At 38.0% G+C, this 24,529-nt stretch carries 20 protein-coding genes; 3 read left to right on the top strand and 17 right to left on the bottom strand.

From position 1 onward, the window contains the following. Nucleotides 1-7: 7 nt before the first annotated feature. Nucleotides 8-1,558, bottom strand: coding sequence for a M20/M25/M40 family metallo-hydrolase (locus tag FEE95_RS03690; RefSeq protein ID WP_138656476.1), 1,551 nt, complete (start codon nt 1,556-1,558; stop codon nt 8-10). A gap of 86 nt (nt 1,559-1,644) precedes the next feature. Next, the gene (locus FEE95_RS03685; protein ID WP_138656475.1) at nt 1,645-2,931 is read right to left on the bottom strand and encodes a Zn-dependent hydrolase; all 1,287 of its coding nucleotides are present in this window, start codon (nt 2,929-2,931) and stop codon (nt 1,645-1,647) included. A gap of 179 nt (nt 2,932-3,110) precedes the next feature. Between FEE95_RS03685 and FEE95_RS03680 the strand changes: the two genes are divergently transcribed. Then, on the top strand, nt 3,111-4,031 hold the full coding sequence (locus FEE95_RS03680) for a lipid A-modifier LpxR family protein (protein WP_171036970.1): 921 nt from the start codon (nt 3,111-3,113) through the stop codon (nt 4,029-4,031). Nucleotides 4,032-4,048: 17 nt separating this feature from the next. Here FEE95_RS03680 and FEE95_RS03675 read toward each other — a convergent pair whose 3' ends face one another. Together FEE95_RS03675 and FEE95_RS03670 are read right to left on the bottom strand one after the other, a co-directional pair. Then, complete coding sequence (locus tag FEE95_RS03675) at nt 4,049-4,510, bottom strand: GyrI-like domain-containing protein (RefSeq protein ID WP_138656473.1); 462 nt, start codon at nt 4,508-4,510, stop codon at nt 4,049-4,051. A 105-nt stretch (nt 4,511-4,615) separates the two neighbouring features. Continuing rightward, on the bottom strand, nt 4,616-6,268 hold the full coding sequence (locus tag FEE95_RS03670; RefSeq protein WP_138656472.1) for a hypothetical protein: 1,653 nt from the start codon (nt 6,266-6,268) through the stop codon (nt 4,616-4,618). Between the two features lie 389 nt (nt 6,269-6,657). Here FEE95_RS03670 and FEE95_RS03665 point away from each other — a divergent pair, with 389 nt between their 5' ends. Together FEE95_RS03665 and recQ are read left to right on the top strand one after the other, a co-directional pair. Continuing rightward, on the top strand, nt 6,658-6,990 hold the full coding sequence (locus tag FEE95_RS03665; RefSeq protein ID WP_138656471.1) for a single-stranded DNA-binding protein: 333 nt from the start codon (nt 6,658-6,660) through the stop codon (nt 6,988-6,990). Nucleotides 6,991-7,073: 83 nt separating this feature from the next. Beyond that, on the top strand, nt 7,074-9,164 hold the full coding sequence (gene recQ, locus FEE95_RS03660; RefSeq protein WP_138656470.1) for a DNA helicase RecQ: 2,091 nt from the start codon (nt 7,074-7,076) through the stop codon (nt 9,162-9,164). 53 nt (nt 9,165-9,217) lie between these two features. Here the strand turns inward: recQ and flxY are convergent, their stop codons facing one another. From flxY to FEE95_RS03595, 13 genes are all read right to left on the bottom strand, one after another. Further along, on the bottom strand, nt 9,218-10,504 hold the full coding sequence (gene flxY, locus FEE95_RS03655; protein ID WP_138656469.1) for a flexirubin biosynthesis putative acyl-CoA ligase FlxY: 1,287 nt from the start codon (nt 10,502-10,504) through the stop codon (nt 9,218-9,220). Continuing rightward, nucleotides 10,501-12,192, bottom strand: coding sequence for a C45 family autoproteolytic acyltransferase/hydolase (locus FEE95_RS03650; RefSeq protein ID WP_238474493.1), 1,692 nt, complete (start codon nt 12,190-12,192; stop codon nt 10,501-10,503). The genes flxY and FEE95_RS03650 overlap by 4 nt, the downstream gene beginning before the upstream one ends. Then, nucleotides 12,189-13,739, bottom strand: a complete 1,551-nt coding sequence (locus FEE95_RS03645; RefSeq protein ID WP_138656468.1) for a phytoene desaturase family protein — start codon at nt 13,737-13,739, stop codon at nt 12,189-12,191. The genes FEE95_RS03650 and FEE95_RS03645 overlap by 4 nt, the downstream gene beginning before the upstream one ends. 10 nt (nt 13,740-13,749) lie before the next feature. Continuing rightward, on the bottom strand, nt 13,750-17,430 hold the full coding sequence (locus FEE95_RS03640; RefSeq protein WP_138656467.1) for an MMPL family transporter: 3,681 nt from the start codon (nt 17,428-17,430) through the stop codon (nt 13,750-13,752). Further along, complete coding sequence (locus tag FEE95_RS03635) at nt 17,423-18,592, bottom strand: DUF2062 domain-containing protein (RefSeq protein ID WP_138656466.1); 1,170 nt, start codon at nt 18,590-18,592, stop codon at nt 17,423-17,425. The genes FEE95_RS03640 and FEE95_RS03635 overlap by 8 nt, the downstream gene beginning before the upstream one ends. Nucleotides 18,593-18,695: 103 nt before the next feature. After that, complete coding sequence (locus tag FEE95_RS03630; protein WP_138656465.1) at nt 18,696-19,112, bottom strand: hypothetical protein; 417 nt, start codon at nt 19,110-19,112, stop codon at nt 18,696-18,698. A gap of 73 nt (nt 19,113-19,185) precedes the next feature. After that, nucleotides 19,186-19,554, bottom strand: a complete 369-nt coding sequence (locus FEE95_RS03625; protein ID WP_138656464.1) for a hotdog family protein — start codon at nt 19,552-19,554, stop codon at nt 19,186-19,188. Between the two features lie 3 nt (nt 19,555-19,557). Beyond that, entirely contained in the window at nt 19,558-20,151 is a 594-nt protein-coding gene (locus FEE95_RS03620) for a porin family protein (protein ID WP_138656463.1), read from the bottom strand. Nucleotide 20,152: 1 nt separating this feature from the next. After that, entirely contained in the window at nt 20,153-20,755 is a 603-nt protein-coding gene (gene lolB2, locus FEE95_RS03615; RefSeq protein WP_138656462.1) for a flexirubin biosynthesis protein LolB2, read from the bottom strand. Then, nucleotides 20,736-21,365 (bottom strand): flexirubin biosynthesis/transport protein LolA2, encoded by a 630-nt coding sequence (gene lolA2, locus FEE95_RS03610; RefSeq protein ID WP_463605651.1) that lies wholly within the window; start codon nt 21,363-21,365, stop codon nt 20,736-20,738. Before lolA2 ends, lolB2 begins: the two co-directional genes overlap by 20 nt. 13 nt (nt 21,366-21,378) lie before the next feature. Next, nucleotides 21,379-22,161: a polysaccharide deacetylase family protein gene (locus FEE95_RS03605; RefSeq protein WP_138656461.1), complete on the bottom strand. Its 783-nt coding sequence runs from the start codon at nt 22,159-22,161 to the stop codon at nt 21,379-21,381. Continuing rightward, a complete protein-coding gene (locus tag FEE95_RS03600; RefSeq protein ID WP_138656460.1) occupies nt 22,155-23,222 on the bottom strand; it encodes a beta-ketoacyl synthase N-terminal-like domain-containing protein in 1,068 nt (355 codons plus the stop codon). The genes FEE95_RS03605 and FEE95_RS03600 overlap by 7 nt, the downstream gene beginning before the upstream one ends. Next, nucleotides 23,219-24,421: a beta-ketoacyl-[acyl-carrier-protein] synthase family protein gene (locus FEE95_RS03595; RefSeq protein ID WP_138656459.1), complete on the bottom strand. Its 1,203-nt coding sequence runs from the start codon at nt 24,419-24,421 to the stop codon at nt 23,219-23,221. Before FEE95_RS03595 ends, FEE95_RS03600 begins: the two co-directional genes overlap by 4 nt. Nucleotides 24,422-24,529 lie beyond the last annotated feature (108 nt).

The following is a 24,529-nucleotide window of genomic DNA, read 5'->3' as shown; positions in this document are numbered from 1 at the left end:
TGCAATATTAATCTAAACCTCCTTTACGTTTCGGACTTCTTTGTTTTGGCCAAGTCAGAGGCTTGCCCGTTCTTCGGCTTTTTCCAATCAAAGTTGCTTTTTCACGAGATGTTTTTTCTGGGTCTTCGCTCGCCATGTACGCCAAAATTGCTGTTAGGATGGCGTTGTTTCGAACATCGTCAAAGACAATTTTGTCGTAGGTGTCCAAATTGGTATGCCAAGTATAGTTCCAATAACTCCAACTCAATGAACTTAATGAAAATCCGGGAGCACCAGCGGCAACGAAGGAGGCATAATCTGAACCACCGCCTCCTGGAGTTCCAGGAAATGTGGTTTCAATTTGTTTCGTAATGTCTTTTGGCACAGCTTCTAGCCATTTTCCTAAATAGTCATAAGAATGTAAAAAGCCTTGTCCAGAAAGTCGAACTACACGACCGGTTCCGTTATCTTGATTAAAGAGCGCTTGCATGTTTTCCACGATTTTAGGATTGTCTTCTACAAAGGCTCTAGAACCATTTAATCCTTGTTCCTCGCTTCCCCAATGTCCGACTAGGATTGTTCTTTTTGGATTTGGATATACTTTTTTCAAAATACGAGCAGCTTCCAACATAGTAATCGTTCCGGTGCCATTGTCCGTAGCTCCTGTACCACCATCCCAAGAATCGAAATGTGCGGAGAGAATTACATATTCATCAGGAAGCTCTTTCCCGGGAATTGTTGCGATGGTATTAAAGGTAGGAACCTCACCCAATTCTTTAGATTCTGCAACAATTTTTATTTGAGGATTCGCCCCATTTTCGACCATCCGATAGAGCATTCCATAATCTTCCATTGAGATATCTACAACAGGGATTTTCTTAGTATTCGCACTAAATATTTTATTCGCTCCAAAAGCTTTCGACCAGCGGGATTGTGCAATACCTACCGCTCCTGCTTTTTCGAGTGCAGCATTTATGTTTCGACTCGTATAGCCCGTATTTTTCATGTTTTGTCTCCAATCATCTTCGATTTCTTTTCGTTCGGACTTCATTTTTTCAAAGGATTCCTCCGTAGCAAACTCTTCCCAGTTGTAATCTGGTCTTCCGGTAGGTTGCAACATGCTAACCATTACAATTTTACCCTTGGTGTTGGGAAGCCATTTGGCAAAAGCAAGAGAATCTGAAACTTTCGGAAGGGTTATTAACGAAGCTGTAACCCCTTTTTTTCCTGTGCCGGGGTTCCAGGCCAATTGGGTTGCGTGCAGTGAGGCTACTCGGGGAGAAACCATATCAACATGTGTAATACCACGTTGCCAACCACGCCAAGTTCCCCACTTTTGATTCTCAGCAGCGATACCCCATTTCTTGTACGTATTTACGGCCCAATCATGCGCAGTTTTCATTTGAGGAGTTCCGACTAAACGTGGTCCATTGAGGTCCATTAGCTCATAGGCCAATTGTTCTAATTGAGAATTTTCATTGGCTTCCTTTTGAATGGCTTCAACGATTTCTTCATTGGTTTGAGAAAACCCAATTGTAATAAATAACAAACAGGCGTAAGCGAGTAGTCCTTTTTTCATTTTCGTGTGTTCTTAGGTTAAAAGAGTTAACTAATATACTGATTAAAAGAGGGAAGGATGTAAATTTCGTTTTAATGACTTACGGACTATAATTTTTTATCCAAAGCCAAAATAGTGAGTAATAAAACATTTGCTCCATTGGCCATATCTTCTGCCGAGGTAAATTCTTTGGGCGAGTGACTAATACCTCCTTTACTTGGCACGAATATCATTCCCGTGGGAGCAATTAAAGCCATATCTTGGGCGTCATGTCCTGCACCACTAGGCATTCTTTTCGTTGATAGTCCTAATTTTTTCGCAGATTTTCCAATTTCCTTTTGAATTGAGCTTGTCATAATGGCCGGGTCTGCTGTGGTATCTAATGGTCGGAATTCAATTTGCACGTCATAAGCTTTTGCGATTTCCTCACCTTTGGTTTTAATCGCTTGATATACATTTTCAATCACTTCTGAGGATAAATCTCGTACCTCTAAACTTGTCACCACTTTACCCGGAATCACATTGGGTGCTCCAGGTTCGGCTTTAATTTTACCAACCGTTCCTACTTGAGCGCCTTCAAAACTGTTCGTGGTTTCATTAACTGCGACAATGAATTTTGCCGCAGCCAATAAGGCATCTTGTCTTGCATTCATTGGAGTAGTACCTGCATGATTGGCAAAGCCAGTGAATTCAACCTCCCACCATTTGAGCCCCACAATACCTTCAACGATGCCGATATCAATGTTTTCTTTTTCGAGCGTTCCCCCTTGTTCGATGTGTAGTTCTAGAAAAGCGGCAATTTCATCTTTATTACGAGCTACTTCCTTAATTCGGGTGGTATCTCCCCCGAGCCGCATGATGCCTTCTCCCATAGTATATCCTGTAGAATTCACAACTTCCAAGGCACTTTTTCCCAAATGACCTGCGAGGGCCCTACTACCCATAACACCGCCTTCTTCGTTTGAAAAAACGATGATTTCCAAAGGATGTTCTGTAATGATTTTATTTTCGTTCAAAACTTCAAGCACTTCCAAAGAAGCCATTGAACCGACACAGCCATCATAATTTCCACCATTGGGAACACGGTCAATATGTGAACCGAAAGAAATCGGTTTTAAAGAAGCATCTTTGCCCTTTCGCGTTCCGATAATGTTTCCTGCAAAATCAATGTAGACTTCTAGTCCGAGATTGGTCAAAGTTTGCGTCACCCACTTTTGAGCGGCAACATCCGCATCGCTGAATGCGACACGCTCGGTTTCCCCGTTTTCTTGAAGTCCGAATTTGGCGAGTTCAAAAATACGCTGTTCAAGTCGGTCTTGATTGACTTTTGGTTTTTGGGCGAGAAGGGTTACACATCCCAGAAAAAAAATGAAATTAGAAATACGTAAAAGCATGGTGGTTGAATTTGGCCGTTAAAGTATGAAATATTTTAGCATTTGATTTCGGTTTTAGAATGTTGCATTTGTATTGTTATAGATTTGAAAATCAAACGTTATGAATTGAAGACTAAAACGACAAAAAAGTAGTTCGGTTTTCATTCTATTTGAACTTGGTACTAACTTAAATCCAAAAATTGGGCGAATTTTTTACTTTTTTCAGAATTTTACTTTTCATAGTAATCTCAACTGAACATTTTTATGCGCAAGACGTAAATCAGCAATTAGCAATTACATTGAGCAATGATAAATTTGCCGATGATGACAAGTACTTTACAAACGGCCTATACATTACCTACCAAAAAGCAGTAGCACAAAACTTCATATTCCCCAAAACAGATGGTAATAAGTTACAATTAAACATAGGTATTGGAAATGAAATATATTCACCAGCCAGCCTTTCTTCTACGAACACGGATGATTTTGACAGACCTTTTGCAGGATGGCTTTTTGGCAAACTTGAAGTAGGTTCAATCAAGAAAAAGTCGGCATTTTTTCTTGCTTTTGAAACGGGAATCACCGGAGAAGAATCTCTAGCAGGAGATTTTCAAGTTGGACTACATAATGTTTTCGGAATTGATAGTAGGCCGACCTGGGTTGAACAAATTGGATTTAAGTGGCTTTTTAATCTTAAAATCACACATGTTTTTGATTGGTCGAATCAACGTAATGCATTCCAATATCGTATTTCTCCAAGTTTAGGGACCAAAGACATTTATTTGGAAAATGATATCAGTTATTTCTTCGGAAGGTTAAATACATTTCAAAACAGTTCAAGAACCACTATTGTGGACAACAGTTCGTCAAAAGAATTTTATGGATATGTTTCTGCAGGATACAGATATGTAGCACATAACACTCTGATTCAAGGAAGTATTTTTACCGATGACGTTTTATTTACAACTGATATTACCAATCATATTTTCAAAACCGAGATTGGAGCTATTCTTCAAGTAAAAAGAAACACTTTTAAAATAGCTTATAATTTCAATACGAAAGAAACGCCATTATCCACTTCTCATATCTATGGTTCTTTATTCTACGCTAGAAGTTTTTAGAATAAAATAAAAGTCGACTATACACCTATGGCAACGAAAATATCTATTTCAGCATCTGATGGGTCTTTTGCCTTTTCTCCATAGATTTCAAAGTCTGCAGTGTAAAGTCTTTCTAAATCCGTATTCCAAATTTCTACCCAGCTATTATAGACGGCTCCTTTGGTTACATCTCCTCTTGAAACGAATTTGGCAAACGTTCCACCCTCAAAAGACTGACCTACCATTTCTTCAGGAATGACATCTAATGAGCTGACTTTACAACCTAGAATCGTATCGTAGGGCTTGGTATGGTCACTTTCATAGTTGGTGTAAATAGAAAGTATTTCATCACTGACTTTATTGGGTATTTTTTGTAAAATATTTTCGGTCATAAACCTTTCCCAGAGAGAACCAATGTCCGAGGCTGTTTGATTGTTTTCGTTTGTCGTTCTTATTGAGATTCCGATGACTTGAAAGGGTTCGATTTTTTGTGTTTGCATTGTCCATGATTTTGTTATTTGATACAAATTTAAAACAGGACTGTGTCGAATTGTGTCAGGGGTTAAATTATGATATGAAAAATATGCAAGTAGTCATTTCTAAGATTACCTATTTGATTCCCATTGTTTGAGCTCACCGTATCGAGTTGTGTACCATTTCCCTTTTCCTTTAACAGCGACGTAAATACCTGGGTATTTTTCATTCGGATAGTAAATCCATCCAAAAGTAACCAGTCCAGATTTCAACAAGTCTATATATTGTTTAAATTCTTCAGGATAAGGGCTGTGATAGAGTTGATACTCCGTGTAAGAGGGTACGAATTTTGGTGTTTTAGTAAAAATCGAATTTTGAATTTCTAGAAGGTTTTCAGAAACCAAAGAGATTTCAAATCTTCGTTTTTCACCTGCTAATAAGTTTAAATCGGGCCAGCCTTCTTCAGGTCCGGTAATTACAATACTCATATTTTCAAGCCATCCTTTAGAAGGAGTAGATGAAGGTTTGAATCTAATTCTACCATTTTTTCCAGAACTTATTTCCGTCATTGTGCCTTGAGTACCACCCGGGTAATCTAAATACTTAATGCCAGGCAAATCAGATTTGTAAGCCCAACTCACTGTGGTTTTACCATTTTGGAATAAGGTAGGAGTGAACCACTTCATTAGAGCCTCAAAACGTTCTTTTCGAGTCATCCTAAACCATCGCATTCCTCCATCGTATGGAGAAAATTTTTCCAAAGGAGTTATACCGCTTTCAGTATTCCAAATGTCAAAGTCTTTATCTTCTAAAATACTCGCATTGCTATCATTTTGTTGTTTAATGGGCAGCATTAAATTCGCCTGACTTAGAAATAAATTGTTTCTTGAACTAAACCCATTATTAGCGACATCCTTTTTGTACTGATCATAGGTTTCTACATGAAAATTATAAAAGTGCCATGAAACGATATCGATGTAACCGGCGGCCGTTTTGCCTGTTCCGTCATCTCCATTTGTTGAGATGGAAACAATACTTTCTGCATTCCCTTCCAAAATTTTAGCAAAGTTGAAGCCCTCACCTCCTACACCAGAAAATGTTATTATTCTGCAATCAGGTTTGTATTTCTGGAATAATTTAGTGACTATTCGGACAAAACGAGCATACGCGTTGTTGTAGTTGTTTACCGTTGTCGAATTGATTTGTTCATTATTAAATTCTATAGCCGCCAAAGCAGGGTGTGATGCGACGGTATATCCTAAATCACTGGTAATTTTGGAGGTAAGCAATTCGGTTATAGCACTAACAAGATTTCGTTCATATTCCTTTGAGTTTACATCTTTACTTAGAACATTACCTTCATTATTGAACCATTTACCCGCCCATAAGAACTTTTTGCCGTTAGTATGATGAAAATCAAGTTCTTTCAAAAACCACTCAACAACATTATTTGAAAGCTTTTGGGTAGGATGCCAAATTGTCTCGATAGCAGGGTAGAAATTACGAACCCATCTAGCACTTTCGTATTGATTCAACAGCTCTAGATTAGGATTTCCATGTGGATTTTCTAACCGATGATCAGCGGGAGTAACTCCATATGGAACAGGATAACCTTTAGCATACCAGTTTAACGGCCAAAAATGATAACTCGTTCCGAAATTATCTGCTGTGATGCTTTGATTTTCAGCTACTAATTTTGTGAATGGAGGTAGTGACTGGGCAGTACACATATGAATTCCAAAATAAAAAAAAGCAAAAATTAAAAGAGTTGTTTTTTTCATCATGAGATTTGAAACGGGCTCATTTTGTTTTCAATTCATCAAATACTCTGCCGATATAGTCTTCTAAGTTAAAGTTAATATAAATTCTACTTAAGGATTTTGATAATCTACCCTTTATTCTTGTCCCATAATGGTGATAGATGCCCTATAGATGCCCATCTACTAAAAACAACCTCAAGAATGTGTGTGGAATTTTATAGAATATAGTTTCCTTATTGTCAGAACATAATACATTTTTAAACATTTACATGCGTATACAAACATATACAAATGTTTAACATACGATTATAATTTGTAGTGCCTTCTAAGTTTGCAGTGTCGAAACATAAGAACTCGTCAAAACAAATTGTAAACCTGTCTGTGTACTATGACAGACACTTAAATTTTTTAGTATGAATGCACTTAGAAATTCAGTACAGTTAATCGGAAACTTGGGTCAAGACCCAGAAATTGTAAACCTTGAAAGTGGTAGCAAACTTGCCAAATTTTCGATAGCCACAACCGATAGTTATCGCAATGCAAAAGGTGAGAAAGTGGAGGATACCCAATGGCATAATGTAGTTGCTTGGGGAAAGACTGCCGAGATTGTAGAGAACTACTTAGTCAAAGGAAAACAAGTTGCCGTTGAAGGTAAATTGATACATCGTTCTTACGAAACGAAAGAAGGTGAGAAGAGGTATATTACTGAAATTAAATGTAATGAGCTTTTGATGTTGGGGAAATAGTTTCAAAACAAACTTGACAATTGGAGGCGCCAAATTGGCACCTCCAATTTCTTTAATAATAGAAAAGTAAACTAACTTTACCTATGCTTGCATTTGAACTCAAAGAACAACTTTTACCACTCCTTAAAACCCACTTCGGTTACGATGATTTCCGCCCAAATCAACTCGAGGTCATTACAGATGTGTTGGATAAAAAAGATGTTTTGGCTATTATGCCAACCGGTGGAGGAAAGTCATTATGCTTCCAATTAACAGCTTTGGCCATGGAGGGAACAGCTATTGTAATTTCCCCATTAATTGCTTTAATGAAAGACCAAGTTGATGTTCTTCAGGCCAACGGAATTGCGGCGGCCTATTATAACAGTTCGCAACCCCAAGAGACGCAACAGGATGTTTTCCAGCAACTAAATAATGGTGAGCTTAAATTATTCTATGTCGCACCTGAGAGCATTGCGCACTTCGATGCTGTTTTTAATAAAATTAAAATCAGTTTGTTTGCTGTTGATGAAGCCCATTGTATTTCCTCTTGGGGGCATGATTTTCGTCCTGCCTATACACAATTGGGAAGTTTGAAAAATCGATTTCCGAATATTCCAGTAATGGCTTTAACCGCCACGGCGGATAAAGCAACGCAAGATGATATTGTAGAGCAACTTTCGATTTCGGATGCTTCTCGACATTTGGCATCCTTCAATCGTCCAAATTTATATTTAGATGTTCGACCCGGACAAAACCGTATCAAACAGATTCTCAATTTCTTGAATTCACGTTCTGATGAAAGTGGTATCATCTATTGTTTGAGTCGAAAGAATACGGAGAAGCTGGCGGAGAAGTTACAGAACTCAGGTTATGATGCAAAAGCTTATCATGCCGGAATGAGCACACAAGAACGTACTGAAGTTCAAGAGGATTTTATCAATGACCGAACACCTATTATTTGTGCCACAATCGCATTCGGTATGGGAATTGACAAAAGCAATGTCCGCTGGGTAATTCATTATAACCTTCCAAAAAACCTGGAAGGCTATTATCAAGAAATAGGACGTAGTGGGCGGGATAGTCTTCCCGCGCATACTTTACTTTTTTACAGTTATGCTGATGTGGTGCAACTTCGAAAGTTTATTGCGGAAAGTGAAAATGCACAAGTACAGTACGCAAAATTAGAACGGATGCAACAATATGCCGAAGCTTTAAGTTGTAGGCGCATTGCTTTGCTAAATTACTTTGGAGAGCACGTCACTCAAGGTTGTGGGAATTGTGATATTTGCAAAGCACCACCCAAATATTTCGATGCAACTGTTTTGACTCAAAAAATATGTTCTGCCGTAGTGCGAATGAAAGAGCAAGAGCCTATGGGAACGGTTATCGATGTACTAAGAGGCGCACAAAATGCGAATGTATTCGACAAAGGATATCAAGGTATTAAAACCTACGGAGCCGTAAATGATGTTTCATGGCAAGATTTGCAGCAGTACATCATTCAACTACTGAACCAAGGTGTTTTAGAAATTAATTTCAGGGAGAATAGTCGTATTGCGCTGACTCCGTTAGCAAAAGAGATTCTGTATGATAAGAAACCGGTTCGGTTGGCAATTCTAAACCAAGTTGAAAAACAAACTGAAAAGAAATCTAGAGCTAAAGCGGATAAAAAAGGACTCTTTGAAAAGCTTCGCGTACTACGTTATCAAATTGCGAAAGAGCAAGGTGTACCGGCCTATGTTGTTTTTGGCGATGCTAGTTTAAAAGATATGGAAACTAAACAGCCTTTAACAATAACTGAATTTGCGGAGGTTTCGGGAGTAGGGGAAGCAAAACTTGAAAAATATGCAGATATCTTTCTAAAGGAAATTGCAGCACATGTGGAATCTGTAAAACCAAAAGTTGCAACCCATGAACAAACATGGGCTTTATTCAATGAAGGATTTTCTCCTGCCGAGATTGCTGTCAAGCGAGAGTTGACTGAGAATACGATTTATGGTCATTTGCTAAAAATGAATTCCCAAGGGGAAGAAGTGGACCTTCATGAATTGGTAACTAAAGAAGAACTTTCCCAAATTGAAAAAGCAAAAATAGATTTACCGAATGCCGATGGTTTAAAAGCGTATTTCGAATATTTCGAGGAAAAATTACCCTACTGGAAGATTAAGATTGGGTTGTATCTGTTGGATTCATAGGAATTTTTCTAAGTTCGCGTCGTCTGAGGGGAGGAGCTTTTTTTAATTAAAAACTACCGCCTATCAATAACCCCAACCGGCTTTCTACCTAATTTCGAACTTTGTAGTTTTTGAATTTCCTCGCGTGAACAGATTTCGATAGCGGGACTTACCCTCAACTTTGAACGAAAATGGTCTCTGATTTTAGATAACAATCTATCGGATGCTTTCGGAGCAAATATTTTGATTAAGATTTCATCAGTTCCTATTTCGTTATGATAGATTTCAACTACGTGACCTTTAACTTCTGTGAAGTCATTCAAAAGATTAGCCATCGCTGGAGGGTAAAGTGTGGTGCCCTTATATTTTATCATTTGTTTTTTGCGACCCACTAAAGGACCAAGACGAGGGGTATTTCTTCCACAACTACAACCTGAAGCATGAGCAGCGACAATATCTCCCGTTTTAAAACGAAGTAATGGCATTGCTTCAACACCCAATGTTGTAATCACAAGCTCTCCTTCTTCTCCCTCGGCAACCGGTTGATTGTCTTCATCTAAAATCTCTACGATTATCAATTCTGGGTGTTGGTGTCCACCTTGTTGTTCTGAGCATTCGGTGAATGCGGTGCTCATTTCGGTGGAAGCATAGGTGGAATACAATTCAATATCCCATTTGGCTTTGATTTTTTCAGCTAAAATATTTAATGAAAAATCTTGATTGCGAAGGGATTCCCCGATGCAGATTGCCCCTTTGATTCCTGAAGCATTTACATCGATGTTATTTGCTTCGGCGTATTGAATTAATTTCAACAAGAAAGAAGGCACAACAATGAGGTAGGTTGGATTAAACTTTAGAATACTATCCCATTGCAGTTCAGGAATACCGGCACCAACACGTATGATTCCTGCGCCTAATTTTCGAACACCTAAGAAATAAGCAAGTCCGGCCATAAATCTGCGGTCCATTGTGGTGGTGAGCTGAAGAATGTCCTCTTCTCTTACTCCCGCACAGGCGAATGAAATCGCCTCATTGTAAGCCAAGCGGTTTAAGTCCTTATCGGTCAAACCGACAGTTACGGGGTTCCCTAAAGTACCTGATGTTGTCACAAAATCGATAATCTTTGATTTGGGAACACAAAAGAAATCATCATTGAACTCCTGCAAATCTTCTTTTGTTGTTACTGGAAGTTTAGTCATGTCTTTAAGGGAATTAATATCTGAAGGACTGATTTTATAGTTTCGAAAAACCCTTCTGTAGTAAGGAGATTTTTCAGAAACATAAGTGATAAGTTTTCGAAGCTTGTCTTCTTGAAAAGCTTTTATTTCTTTGGATGTTGCTTTCTCTATTTCTGGAATCATTTGCCTAAGCTGCGTTTCAATTTTTTAATATGCTTTTCTACTGCTTCCCTATCCGGTAAAGTAGTAATTTCTTTGGTCTGAGCTTCTTGAAATGCTATCAAAGCTAAGGTGTCATATCCTTTGTCCAAATTGTACTTTCCAACTAAATAATGTGCTTCCCAGAAGTTGGGATTCAATGCTGTAAAATCCGAAAGCAGTTTTTGTTCCAAATGTGTTTCTTCGGAAATGGCTTTTTGAATTTCATCCCGAAAAGAACGGTAGCGCTCATAGTTTTGATAGGCTTCCGTTTCTAAAAAAGGGTCTTTTTGAATGTTCAATGCCATACTAGCTACTGATAATTTTTTATTTCCATCTTTGAAAACTTCATTCAAATCATAGGCAACAAACTCACCCATTTGATATGGGCTGCTGGAAACCCAAACTAATAAATCTTCAGGTTGAAAAACAATGCCATGATGCGCTAACATTTGATTGAGAGCCTTTTCATTACCATAGCCGATTTTATCTTCTTCTAAACCCTCTCTATTTCTAAGAATTTCTACGACTTTTATTGGAGTTACCTTTTCAGTTTCTTCCAACAACTCCTCCATTCGTTTATATCGATATTGAGAATGACTTTCTAAAATATGGTTCTGGTTCTTTTTATCCTCGGCATAAGCTGCACTTTGAAAGTGATTCGAACAAATCAATTGATTGCTAGAATTCGGTACTTCGTACACTCCGAAATTCTTCGGAGATACCTCAATAACAGCCGCTTTTTTATCTTTTGCGCTTCCCACAAAAATTGATTCAGATACAAATACTTCCCGTTTTTTAGCAATGGCGATTGCTTCTTCTATAGTGGAAGCATACTGCAAAATTTCCCTGGTCACCAGAGAAACCGGAGTTTTGGCTACCAATGGGAATTGTGACTTCCCAGCGTTAATCGTTACCGTCAATCCTTGGTCATTCATTCCAGAAACAACGCCAATCATACCTCCCCAAGTGACCGACATAAATTTGTGTCCGTCTTCCGGTTCAATAAAAGCTATGATTTTGTTTTTGGCAAAATCGTCTCCCGCATAGAAATCAAAATTGCGCCCAATTAGAAGTTTACCATCTTTCGTATTTTCTCCCCATGAAGCAAACGACGAGCATCCTACCAATGCTAAATCTTGTAAAGCATGGCCAATATCATGGGCACCGTGAAAGTAGAGCACTCGCGGGTATTCCTCTGCGATATAATCATAGTTGGGCGAGGCATATTGCGAGATGCCATAAATCTCAGTTTTGTATTGCTCATCAATGTGTAAATAAACCTTCCGATTGAACCAAGCTAAAAATTTCCGAAGGATATTTTGATAGCCTTTAGATGGTACTAATTCATCAATCTTTTTCAAGAAAACGGCTTCCTGCTGATTAAAGAGTTCTTGGCTTAAAGCACCTTGATATAAGCCCAATTCCATAGGATTGCCTTTTACATGCATTTCCCATAAACCGTGTTTATTTTTGGTAAGAAAGTTGTCACCAATTGAATAGGTAGAGTCCGAAATTTTAGTGCGTTCTGGTAAAGTGATGTCGTATTTGCTAACATCCGGACGGTCTTCAAGGCCTTTTGATATTCCACAAGAAGATACTATTAGCAACAGAATGAATCCTGTAAAACAGTTTTTCATAAACTTCAAAGCGCTTGTTTTGAATGGACTCATGAAACCTGTTTATTTTGATTTTTAATTGTCTCTTTATCTAAAATTTTATTTACTAGATATTCTCCTCCTAGAATTTCAGAACAGGTAACAACTCCACTTATGGTTACTCCTAAAATACCATGCATATTCAAGCTTTGCCCTGTAAAGTATAAATTCGGAATCTTAGTACGCGGTGATATGAATGATAAAAGTGGATTGTTTACGTCTTTCACATATCCGTACATCGAACCTCTATTACAACCAATATAATCACGATATGACAGGGGCGTCGAAGTATATACGGATTGAATACACTCACGAATATTCGGAAACTTCTTTTCCAGCTCTTTTAGGAAAATTTCGGTTTTCTCTTCCTTGAATTGCTCATAAGTTTGACCTCTATTGTTTTTGTTAGCTACGGTATTAAAAGTGTCTTGCCATTGGGACACTTCATTATAATGCATATAAGTTATAGCGGTCAGTTGGTCACCCCATTCATCCTGGTTTTTACGCACTCCCATAGAAACCATGTATGTTTCAGGCCAGCTTTCTTGGGTATACTCATGACCTTGCCAAACGCGTGATGGGTCTTTAAAATGATAGTAGTTTTTGTTGAGATATGGGAACGTTTTCGGTTTGAGAACAACATGGATACTAAAAGCGGAAATGGTACTCTCTAAATCTTGAATACGACTATTGTATGATTTTCTAAAGTGTTCTTCCCCTACCATTTTTAAGGTATTCTTAGGTTCAATATTCGAAATGAATACATCGCCCTTGATAACATCATCTTTTTTGGTGGTGACAGAAATTATCTTCTTATCGATACAGGTAAAATCAACTACTTCTTGATGTTTATAGGCTTCACCACCATTTTCTTTCAATCTTCGAATGAGCAATTTGGTGATTTGACTCCCGCCATCTGCACAGCGATATGCACTTTCTATATAGGAGTTGCAGGAAAGCGCATGCACATAAACCGGAGTCTTTTCAGGGTCGCCAGCATAGAGAAGATTTGAACCTGCCAAAACCGACTGTAGTTTTTTGTTTCCAGTTAGTGATTCGAGATATGCTTTTGCGGTTTGTTGAAAAATCTCCGCATTGTTTTGATAGGGTTTCCCGACTTCCAGATTATACAAAGGAAATTCATCACAGATTTCCCGAAGCTTTTTACAATAGGAGCGGATGGCATCTTCTTCTTCTGGAAATTGTTCAGATAGACTTTTGGCAAAATTATCATACCCTTGTGCATGCGGGTACTCGGTTTCGTCATCATCGAAGGTAATGATATCAAAGCCATCCTTATTGAGTTGTTTAAAATGGAGTTCATCCAGAATATCAAGATAGTCAAAGTATCGATAGAGATTTTGTCCTTTTGAGAGTCCACCGAGATAGTGCACTCCTGTATCGAAAATAGTACGCTCTCGAACGAAGGTCTGTAAATTGCCCCCATATTGATTGTTCTTTTCCAGTATACAGACACTTTTTCCTTCACGCGCCATTATGTTGGCTGCTACTAGACCTGCCATTCCGCTACCAATGATCACTATGTCGTAATGGTCTTTCATTTTAGCTATTCTATCGCTTTAATATGGTGAGATTATCTTCTTGTATCTCTATAGAAAACCCTTTGCCAATTGCGAATTCTCTTATATCTGGCCTGTTGGATTTTAGAAGTATCAAGATACTAATTCTCTCTCTTAATGGGTCTTCTAGTTGGCTTGTAAAAATAGAGTCAAGGTTTAGTATAAGAACATTTGCCTCATGTTCTAAGGCTTCCTTAAAGTAATCTCCAACCTTGATTTTACTGTATTGATGTGTTAGGTAATTATTTTTGAGGATGGTTCTTGCTTCATCATTTTCCAAATAACTGTAAATTTTTCGGTCTATGGAATCTAAGGCCAAGAGCAAATCAAGCTGACCATGGTCTTTTGAAAGGTGTATGATTTTGTCTTTTTCGCCAATGGCTTCTAGAATGGTTCTGTAGGCACTTGCATTCTCCTTCAAGTCAGTTTTTACCGTTTTGTAAATGTCTCCTCCTTTATGTCGGAAGTTTTCTAAAAGGAGTTGGTGCCAATAGTATTCATCTTCAACTTCCATTCGGAATTTTCGAAACTCCTTTCTAAAATACTGACCGATTTGTTTTGGCCGCTCGCTATACGATTTTCCAAAGGACAGGTCACTTACCTCAATTCTTGGTAACAGCTTAACGGTAAAATCACCATCTCGAATGATAAAGCTGTTTTTTGGGGATACTTCGGAGCCGCCATGAATCATCACTGGAAGAATATCCAATTCCAGTTTTTCGGCTAGATAAAAAGCGCCTTTGTGAAAGCGATTTATTTTGTTGCTTGTAGAGCGGGCTCCTTCTGGGAAGGCAATTATAGAAAAGCCCTGTTCGACTTTTTGTTTTAAAAATGCTTCTCCATTTTCAATACCTCCAGAGACAGGATATGCGCCATGCAGTTTTGCTGCGCTTCCTATTATCGGGGAATTATAAACATGGTCTTTCACTAAATAGATGAGTTTGGAATGCAAGCTGCCCATGGCCAAAATATCTAGGAATGAGGAATGATTGGCGATTAACATAGCAGGGTTCTCAAAGGTCTCGTTATGTGGATTTCGGATTTCCTTTAAGAGAAAAGGATTTGTATATAAGACCGATTTCATAAACTTTGAAGTAAGCTTATGAAGTCCCAATTGCTTTTTCAGATGTGCTTTCGGATTCAATTTCAGGACTATCCAACCATAAACAGAAAGTAATAAACCTCCTAAATCAAAATAGGCAAATGACAGCAGGGAGTGAATCAATACTCTTATCGTAATCGGTCTTTTGTTTGTACTTCCGAGAAACAAATGAAAAAGTAAGGGTTGAATGGCAAAGGCCACAAAAACCGCAGAGAGAATCCCAATTAGGGAAACCACGGCTATTGTATACAGCACTGGATGTTTAGCAAAAACCAGTGCACCAATACCCAAAATTGTGGTAATTACCGACAATATGATGGAGGTGCGATGTGTCGAAAGCGCTTTTTCACCAGTTCGGTATTCAGTGAGTAATCCGTTGGTGATGAAAATACAATAGTCGATGCCTACACCAAAAATAAAGCTGCAAATGATGATGTTGAAAATGTTGAATTCTATTTTTAGTAATCCCATTAGACCAATGGTCAACAACCAAGTGAGAAATATGGGAATGACGGTAATCAGGGTCAAAGACAGACTTCGGTAAAAGAGCAATAGAATTAAGATAACCACCAAAAGGGAATAGCCAATGAGGTTATTAAAATCGTTTTTGAGGTTCCCTAGAAACGACTCATTTACCTGCTGCCGATTGATGAAAAGGGTCTGTGGGGTATCGCCAAAAACAGCTTTAACCTTTTCGAGGTTTTCATCTTCTACTTTAATCAATGAGGTAATTGTTGTTGATGTAGAATCGGTAACGATAAAATCATCTACGGCAAAAGAAGAAACTACTTCTAAGTCAGAAATCTTCAAAGGCTTGAAATCTGATTCTAGAAGGTCATAGAATTGGTCAAACGTATTTTCTTTAAAGCCAAATTCGTTTCCACTTTCGATGAGGTTCTGTTTTGTACTTTGGATTTTATTCGCATTCCAAAAGGAGTTCCATTTGTTGATTCTAGACCTTTGTTTTTTGTCTGAACGCACCAAAGCGCCAATCGAGCTATAACTTACAATTTCGTCATTTGCCTTCAACCTTTGCAGTTGGTTGAAGAGGAAATCATTCCGTTGTAAAACGGATTCGCGATTTTCCCCGTAGGTAGAAAGATAAATGGATTTCGAACCAATATCCGTCAACTTTTCCAAACGTTCTCTTGCCTCTATTAGGGTTCCAGATTCATAATTCAGTTTGGCGATATCTTGATTGAAAATAACGGTTCGATACGTAAATAAACTTCCTATGAGCAGTAAGGCCAAAACTGCGATTGCCCATTTGTTCTTATGGAGATCGTACCTTGCCAAACGGTCCAAAAAAGTTTTTTTTGATTCACTATTTCGCTTTGTTGCATACACTTGTGGAATAAACATAAGAGCAAAAATGGAAGCGCCTAAAACGCTAACTGCTGCGAAAATTCCTAAATCTTGCAAGGCCTGAGACTCTAGAAATAGTAAGCATAAAAATGCCGATGCTGTAGTCAGACTACTCATCAAAACCGAAGGAGCAACATCTTTGTATAGGCTTTTTAAAGAATTTCCGTTTCGAATATGAGTTAAGATATGTAGGGAATAGTCTAGCGTAATTCCCAATAAAATAGAGCCAATACCTAATGAAAGGGCAGAGATTTTGGTTCGGAATAGATATAGAAAAGCAACAGCCAGTAGGCCTCCAATTACAGTAGGAGAAAATAGAATTAGAGGTGTGGTTAACTTCCGATAAAATACAATTAGGATAATTAATAAGAATGTTAGGGCTATACTAATTGTAAATTGAATATCGTGCTTAATCTGAGCGGCATTGGCAGCAGCCACTAGAGCCGCGCCGAAATATTCGCTTTTTATTTTTCCTTTGTACGAAGTGTTTAGCTTGTGCTGTAACTCATAAAGTTTTTCGGCTAAGGCAGTGTTTTTATCGGTTTCTCTTGAACCATGTGTTGGGGTAAGAAAGAGCAGAATGTTTAGCTCTTTTTTGTCCAATAGAAATCCATTTTTCAGTTTAAAATCATTTCCGATTCCTAATTGTTGTAATTTTTTTAAGGCAATGAAAGAGAGCCCTAAGGGGTCTTTTCGAATTGTTCTTTTTGCGATAATTCCTGAGGGAGAAATTAAAGTGCGGTAATTCTGCTCGGTTAGGATGGCAATACTATCCTTTGATAATTTTTGTTCTATCTGAAGGTAATCAGCTGAGTCTAAAAAGAGTGGCAAATTATCATATACCAAATTAAGTGTGTTCGGTAAGTCTTCATCGTTTAGCTTTCCTTGTACATTGTTAATGTAGGTGTCGCCGGTTTTTGCAAGACTATCTAAAAGGGTTGAAGCGTATTGTGTTAGGTCATCTACAGAACCTTCCCCTTCACGTCGAATATTAACGATAACCTTATCTGTAAAAGCAATGGACTCTAAAACCTCCTGGATTTTTTTCGATTCCTCGGTGGCAGGAATCAAGGCTGTGATGTCCTCGTCAAATTCAATTCGGGAGGCTATCCCCCCAAGGGAAGCTATAACAAGTAGCAGCACAAAAAGGCTTACCCACTTCCTCTTTTGTATAAACAGGTATGCCTTGTAAAAGAAATCACCCATTGTTTATAGCTATTTTTTTGCTTTCGAAAATTTTCAAAACCAAGTAAGCGATGATACCAAAAAGACTTGCGGCCACTATTGCCAATGAAATACTGCCTATTATATACGTTTTAAGATGTGTTATGAAACCAAGGTTTTCTATCATCTCATCCTTGGAAAAAACCAATTTCTCACCAGTAATTAAAGCACCTAGCTTTAGGCTAGCATATAAAATGAATGGAATAAATGGAGGAAAACTTACATTTGAAAATGCAAATGCAATGACCTTATTCAGCTTAAATAAAACCGCTAAAGCAAGCACGGCTACTGTATGAAAACCCCAGATAGGTGATAATCCAATAAAAATGCCCAATGCAATTGATGTGGCTTTCTTTTTAGGTGAATCGCTGCTATGTAGCACATCTTCTTTTAGGAATTTCCGGATTCCTTTTTTTCGAAATTTCCGATATAAATCTCTGGGTTTGATATAGAATAGAGCGACAAGTACAAACCAAGTATTCAGAACACTGATACGAGCAAAATCAGGAACTTTCCTAAAATGTGAAACGCGTTCTTCATCATCGTATGAAATCTTTACAGGAATGTTCTTTACCAGTGTTCCGTTCCAAGCAGCTTTAACAATGACTTCAATTTCAAGTTCGAATTTTGGGGTGTAAAGTTTGAGTTTTTCGATTTCTTTTAGAGGATACATGCGATACCCACTCTGGGTATCTTTCAAGCGAATACCCGTTTCAAACCAAAACCAAAAATTTGAGAATTTGTTGCCAAAACTACTGGACCCTGGCACGTCTTCTTGTTCCATGTTTCTAGCGCCAATGTAGAGTACATTTTTGGTTGATTCTGCTTCTAGTGCATCCAAAAAAACCGGAATATCCTCAGGAAAATGTTGTCCGTCTGAATCAATAGTAATCGCGTATTCGTAACCTAGGTCAATTGCCTTTTTGAATCCTATTTTTAAAGCATTTCCTTTTCCTTTATTCTGGGGAAGATGAATTTGTTCTAGCAGTGGAAAACCTTGCAAAATTTCCCGAGTAGAATCCGTTGCACCATCATTTACAACTAGCATGTTTTCCGTGTATTCTAGAACCCCTTCAATTACTTTCTGTAGTGTTTTGTGATTATTGTAGGTGGGAATAAGCACACAGCATTTAAGCTGCTCCATACGAGATTGAACGATTGGGGTTTGAGTCGGCACTAGTACTATTGTTCAAAACACCTATAAACATAGGCCTTTTATTTAGTACCAAAGATACGGATTGTAAGCCCTAAAACAATTGCTTTTCAGCTTCTGTAAAGACGTTTGAAAGCAGTACATATCCTTTCACAAAATTCCGGATTTCCTTGTTGGCATCTGATTTATAGTGATCTAAAAGGAATTGCTTGTCTGCCTCAATATTGTTTTTGTAGCCAACTATTCGCGGAGAATTTTCTTGAACTCCTAAACGCAAACAACGAATCTCAATATTTTTGGGTTCTGAGCTTATAGCAAATTCTAAAAGTTCGGCTCCTTCTTTGAAAAAGGTCTTTTTGTTCTTAAAGCCTTTGGCGAATTTGGCTTTTAGTGTAGAGACGGCGCCTTTATAGGCAACTATTGTTTTGTTGTCTTCCTTGGTCACCCCTAAAAGTTCTTCATGAAGTGTATTAGTAACCGCCTCGTCTAAATTTGCTTTTGGATAATCCATGCGCAGTTCCTTTAAATCCTGCGAAATGCAAAGAGTAGAAAAAAATAGAAAGATGACTGTCAATAAACGCATATTAATGAGCTATTTTAAAAGTAGTACTTAACTTCAAAGCAATAGTTTGGTCGTAAGAAGTAACATTCTTTACTTTTATGATGCCATTTTCTTCTGAAATCTTCAAGTTCAAATCAATTAATTCGTTTTCTTCGGGATTGATTTTTGCCATGAACTTAACATTTGTGGCAACAGATAAAAACAAAGCTTTTCCAGTAATCTTTTCAGTAAGTTCTTTAATCATTTGAATCATGCAAACACCAGGCATTATAGGGTTTCCAGGAAAGTGACCTTTGAAAACATTATGTTCCTTATGAAGCTTAACTTTGGCATTTACCTCTTGTTCTTTTTGTTCAAGTGATTGAACTGTATATAATCCTTCTATTAGCATATATTAAAATTTATAAGCAATACTATATTGAAAAGTGCCATTAAAGGCTTCATCTCTATTTCTGTTGGTGGAATCCGAAAAAATATCAAAATCGAAAAGGTCAATTTCTATGAGCCCTTGCTTGTATCGAGCTTCGAGTATTAGTCCGAAAGGGAACTCGTAGCCAATACCACCAAATATGGAAAGGTCGAAAGGAGTTACATTCGAATCACTATTTCCGTTGATTAGCCTGATAGGGTTGTTTTCAAAATCCATATCAAAACTAGGTCCTGCCAAAAGGTGCAAACCCGCTTTGGGAATAATAAAGAGCTTGTTCGCTAGCGCAACTGATAAGTAATCTATTCGCAAATCTTCGTTAGTGTTGTTTGAAGCTTTCCCGCCTTGACTTGAAAACATTAATTCAGGTTGTAGAGCATACTTGTCAGAAAATCGAGCTTCGAAAAATAAAGCGCCGTTACCGCCTAATCTCGCATCGAGACCAGTATTCGAAATATTCGAATAGTTTACCCCTAGTCGCAAACCAAAACTCTTTTTGGTCTGGGCGAAAGCAATAGATGAAAATAGAACAAAAACGAAAATGATTCTATAATTTTTCATATTAGATAGATTTTAAGCTGATTTTCAACTCGATGTTTTTATGCAAGATTTGGATATGCAGTGCAATGTTATCATTTATTTCTGAGAATGTAAATTCTACTTTTTCCTTTCCATTCCCTACTCGGACTACTTTGTTCAGTTTTTCTTTGGATAAAAAATGATAGTATTTCTTGTTTCCAATTTTTGTTTCATAAATAGAATTCGAATCTTTTTGAAATGTTTTTTCCATGGATGGATTTTCTTTTACCAAAACCCTAAAATCATTTTTCAAGACATTTATTAGAATCTTTTTATCCATCTTTTTTAAGATATGATTCACCTTGAAATCCTCCCCTTGAAACGTAAAATCAAAGATTTTGTTTCCCATTTCGGTGGTAAAAGCGATTCTATGATGGTCTTCGCCAAGTTTTTTGACGATAAAAATTCCGCTGAAAGAATTTCCAAAAGCCACGATGTTTGCTTTGTAAACGTAATCTTTCGAAGCATCAGAGAAATATGGGTTTTGAATAGGCTGTCTTACGCTAGCAGTGAATCCGTTTTTCTTCGGATAGGAAGCGCAAGAAACGAACAATACCAAAAGTACACTACTGAGCAAATACCGCATCAGAAAGAGGTTGGTTCGTTGTACGATTGCTAAATACAATCTGTGTATAATCATCGGAAGGTTCAATCATTTTCACTTCTTGAACTTCTCCTTTTGTATTGAAAGTGATGTGAAAAGACTTGATGAACTCCGCAAACTGCTTGTCCTTCGGATTAAAATGGACTTCACTATTTCCATCTTTCTTGAAATAAGAAACCTCAAATTCCGAAGCATCAAACATATCTCCTTTAATGCTTGCCGTAATAAGTTGATTGAGTTGTTTGAATATTTTGTTTGAACCCATATCCATATCACTTTTGTTACCATTGTCGTTTATGAAAAGGGTTTCGTTTTTGAAGAGCACGGAGTAGGCAAATGGCTTTACATATTCCCATTTTACCATCGAAGGTGATTTGAACGCCAGTTTTCCTTCAGATTTGATATCATCGGAAAGAAAATCCAAGCGCTTGTATTGTACAAAATCAGCTGTGATAGTTTCCGTTTGGTCTGAAAGTGCTTTTACCGTAGCTTTTAAAGCAGCCGCTTCTGGAGTGCTCATTTTGGTTTGGGCACAGAGAATCGTAACCCCAAGGAACAGTAGTAGAAACATTAAACGGATTCCCGTCTTCATAGGAATGACAAACTCATTTCGCTTCATAAGCCTCAATTTCCAAAAGTTGGTCTACGGTGACCGACTCTAGGTTTTTCTCCTGCAAAAATAACAATAACTGTTCCAAAACATTAATGGTCTTTTGGCTGGTGTCATGTAATAAGATAACATCACCTTTTGAGACTTTACCAGTAATACGTTTTAAAATCATCTTTTCAGAACGTGAGGTGGTGTCTAAGGAACGCACATTCCATCCTATCGAACTCACTTTTAGTTGTTTTACAGCGCGTTCAATCATAGGGTTTGTAACCGCAAACGCTGGGCGGTAGAGCTTCATTTCTTTTCCGGTTAACTCTTTTATGACTTGGGTTGTCTGTTGCAATTCGGAAACTACTTTGTCTGTATTGAAAAATCCGAAGGACTTGGAATGCGAATACGTGTGGTTGCCAACTAGATGTCCTTCTGCTAGAATACGTTTTAAAATTTCAGGATGTTTTTCGACCTCTTGCCCAATACAGAAAAAAGTGGCCTTAGCGTTGTACTTTTTAAGAAGATCTAAAGCTCTAGGCGTAAATTCTGGATGCGGCCCATCATCAAAAGTAATAGCAACTTGTTCCTTTGTAGTATTCTTGTTGGAATGTAGTGAAGTCAAGTGGTAATTCCATCGTATAAAGAACGAACCGGATAAGGTAATCAAGAACCAAACAATTGCAATGAATAGAAAAGACCAATTTGGCACTTCAACAATGAAGCTAGAGATTGTTAAGAGCACCAAGGTAATGCCTGCTATGCCATTAACAGTTCTTCGCCTTAACATTTTCGTAGCAGCATGAGGCTATGGTTCTCTCCTCGATACTGATTGTATATTAATATTTTTAGGGGGTTTGACACTTCTATTTCATTCAACTTTACTACTTCGGGAATGGTCTGCATCTTGAGTATTTTAGCGCTCAACCAAAAAGCGAAACCTGAAGCTGTATCAAATTCACTGGACAAATGTTTGTAGTATGCCTGGGGCCTATCCTTGAAAAGTCCAGTGCTTAGGCCTTCATAATATCCATCGAAATCGACATCACCATTGTTTCCGAGAATAACCAAGTCAAGGTCATCAACCGCACTATGGTGCTCCTCTAAAAAGGATTCTATTTTGTTAGGAATGTTTTCTTGAGAGATACTATTGTAAGTTTCAACCCCAACCAATTCCGCATAAGTAGATTCTTGTTTTTCATTGGAAAGCACAAAGAAATGAGAACCCTCACCCATCACCGAACCTTTGGTGTTTGACGTCAGCAATTTCGTTGAATCTGCAGGCTCTGATTTGATATGACCAATCAAGCGATGTGTATCTACATGGTATTTCACCATTTCATCAACGCCACCTACCAAAATATTTTTGGCTTCATCATTTTCTAGCTGCATTTTTGCATCTATCAAAGAAGATTCAAAGGAAACTGCAGCGTGTACATAGGTAAAATTATAGCCTTTGCATCCAATACCCAAGGCAATCTGACCAGAGACGGTGTTATGTGAAGACTGTATAAAGCGTGTAGGAGTCAAAAACTGCTCATCATTATCAATAATATCACGAACAAATTTTACGGAATCGCCAATACAGCCCAATCCTGTGCCGACGATGATGGCATCCACATTTTCTAGTCCTGCTTCACGTAAAGCTGTTTGAGAACTTACGGTACTCATCTTGATACCCTTCGCCATTCTTCTCGCTTGTGCGGGCGGAATATAAGCTTTGTAATCAGGGTTTAAAACACTTGCCACCGTATCATTATAGATAGTTATCTCATTCAAGAATTCTGAATTATCAAAGGTCTTCTGAACGGAAACCGAACCTATGCTATTGATATAAACGGATTTGTTCATGCCTCCTTGGAAATTATAAGGGTTGAACAATTTCCTCCAAAGCCGAATGAATTCGAAAGTACATGGTTGAGCTCCTTTTCCTTGACCTCTTTTTGTGGAAGCAAATCAAATTCCTTCATCGGAGTCTTAAAATTCAGATTGGGATAAATACAATTATTTTGCAAGGCTAAAACGGAGTATATCGCTTCTACACCTCCAGCTACCGCTAAGGTATGACCGGTATATGCCTTTGTTGAGCTAAATTCCGGAACTTTTCCTTTACCAAATACCCTTTGTAAGGCCCTGCCTTCAGATAAGTCGTTATTGGGAGTTGCCGTTCCGTGTGCATTGATATAGTCAATCTCATCAGGTTTCAACCCGGCTACTTTTAAGGCTTTTTCCATAGCTAAGACAGCTCCATCACCATTATCAGATGAGGCCGTTTGGTGAAAGGCGTCATTCGCATTTCCGAAGCCTTTTACATAGGCTAGAACTTCTCTTTTTTCTCTTTCAATGATACTTTCAGATTCTAAAACTAAGAAAGCTCCAGCCTCACCAAGATTAAGACCTTTTCGATTTTCATCAAAAGGAGTGTTGTAGGTATCGGAGAGAATCATCAAGGTTTTGAATCCGTTGATAGTAAATTTGGATAGTGCATCCGTGCCACCGACAACTACCCTCTCTAATTTTCCTGATTTTATCATTCGAGCACCAAGCATTATTGCGTTTGCAGCGGAGGAACAGGCCGTGCTGATAGTAGTCATAAAACTTTCTTTCAAGCCAATAGCATCAGCTATTTTTTTGGTGGAATCACCAGCGTGAAGTCCGTTTATATGCTGCCAGTTGTTGTTACTTTCAAAATACTCATGAAAATACTGTTCCGATTTGTCCATGCCACCTACAGTGGTGCTTGAAATCAACCCCGTTTTAAAATCATTGATGTCTGAAATACCAGCTTGAGCGAGTGCCTCTTTTGCTGCAATAATTCCTAAAATGGGCGAACGAGAATAGCTATTTTTAGAAAGGCCTAGCTGCTCTTCAAATTCAGTATTGGGGATTTTAATCTCGCCCACCATTATTTCATCAGCGTGTATGGTTTCGATATGGGAAATTTTGGAAATACCCGCTTTACCAGAAATAAGGGAATCATAGTTTTCCTGAACATTGTTTCCAATGGCAGAAATAATACCCATTCCCGTAATTGCAACGCCTTTGCTCATTTCTCTTCTGGACTCAATTCTAATTTCATATCAAAAATACGAATATCGGATAGGATTTTAAGAGAAAATTAAAAGGGATGTTCCACTGTTGCAGAACACCCCTTTAAA

It is taken from the genome of Maribacter algarum (ex Zhang et al. 2020) (assembly GCF_005885635.1).
GTDB classification, from domain to species: Bacteria; Bacteroidota; Bacteroidia; order Flavobacteriales; family Flavobacteriaceae; genus Maribacter_C; species Maribacter_C algarum.
Note: the sequence above shows the minus strand (reverse complement) of the source record. Positions and strands in the feature narration are given on the sequence as shown.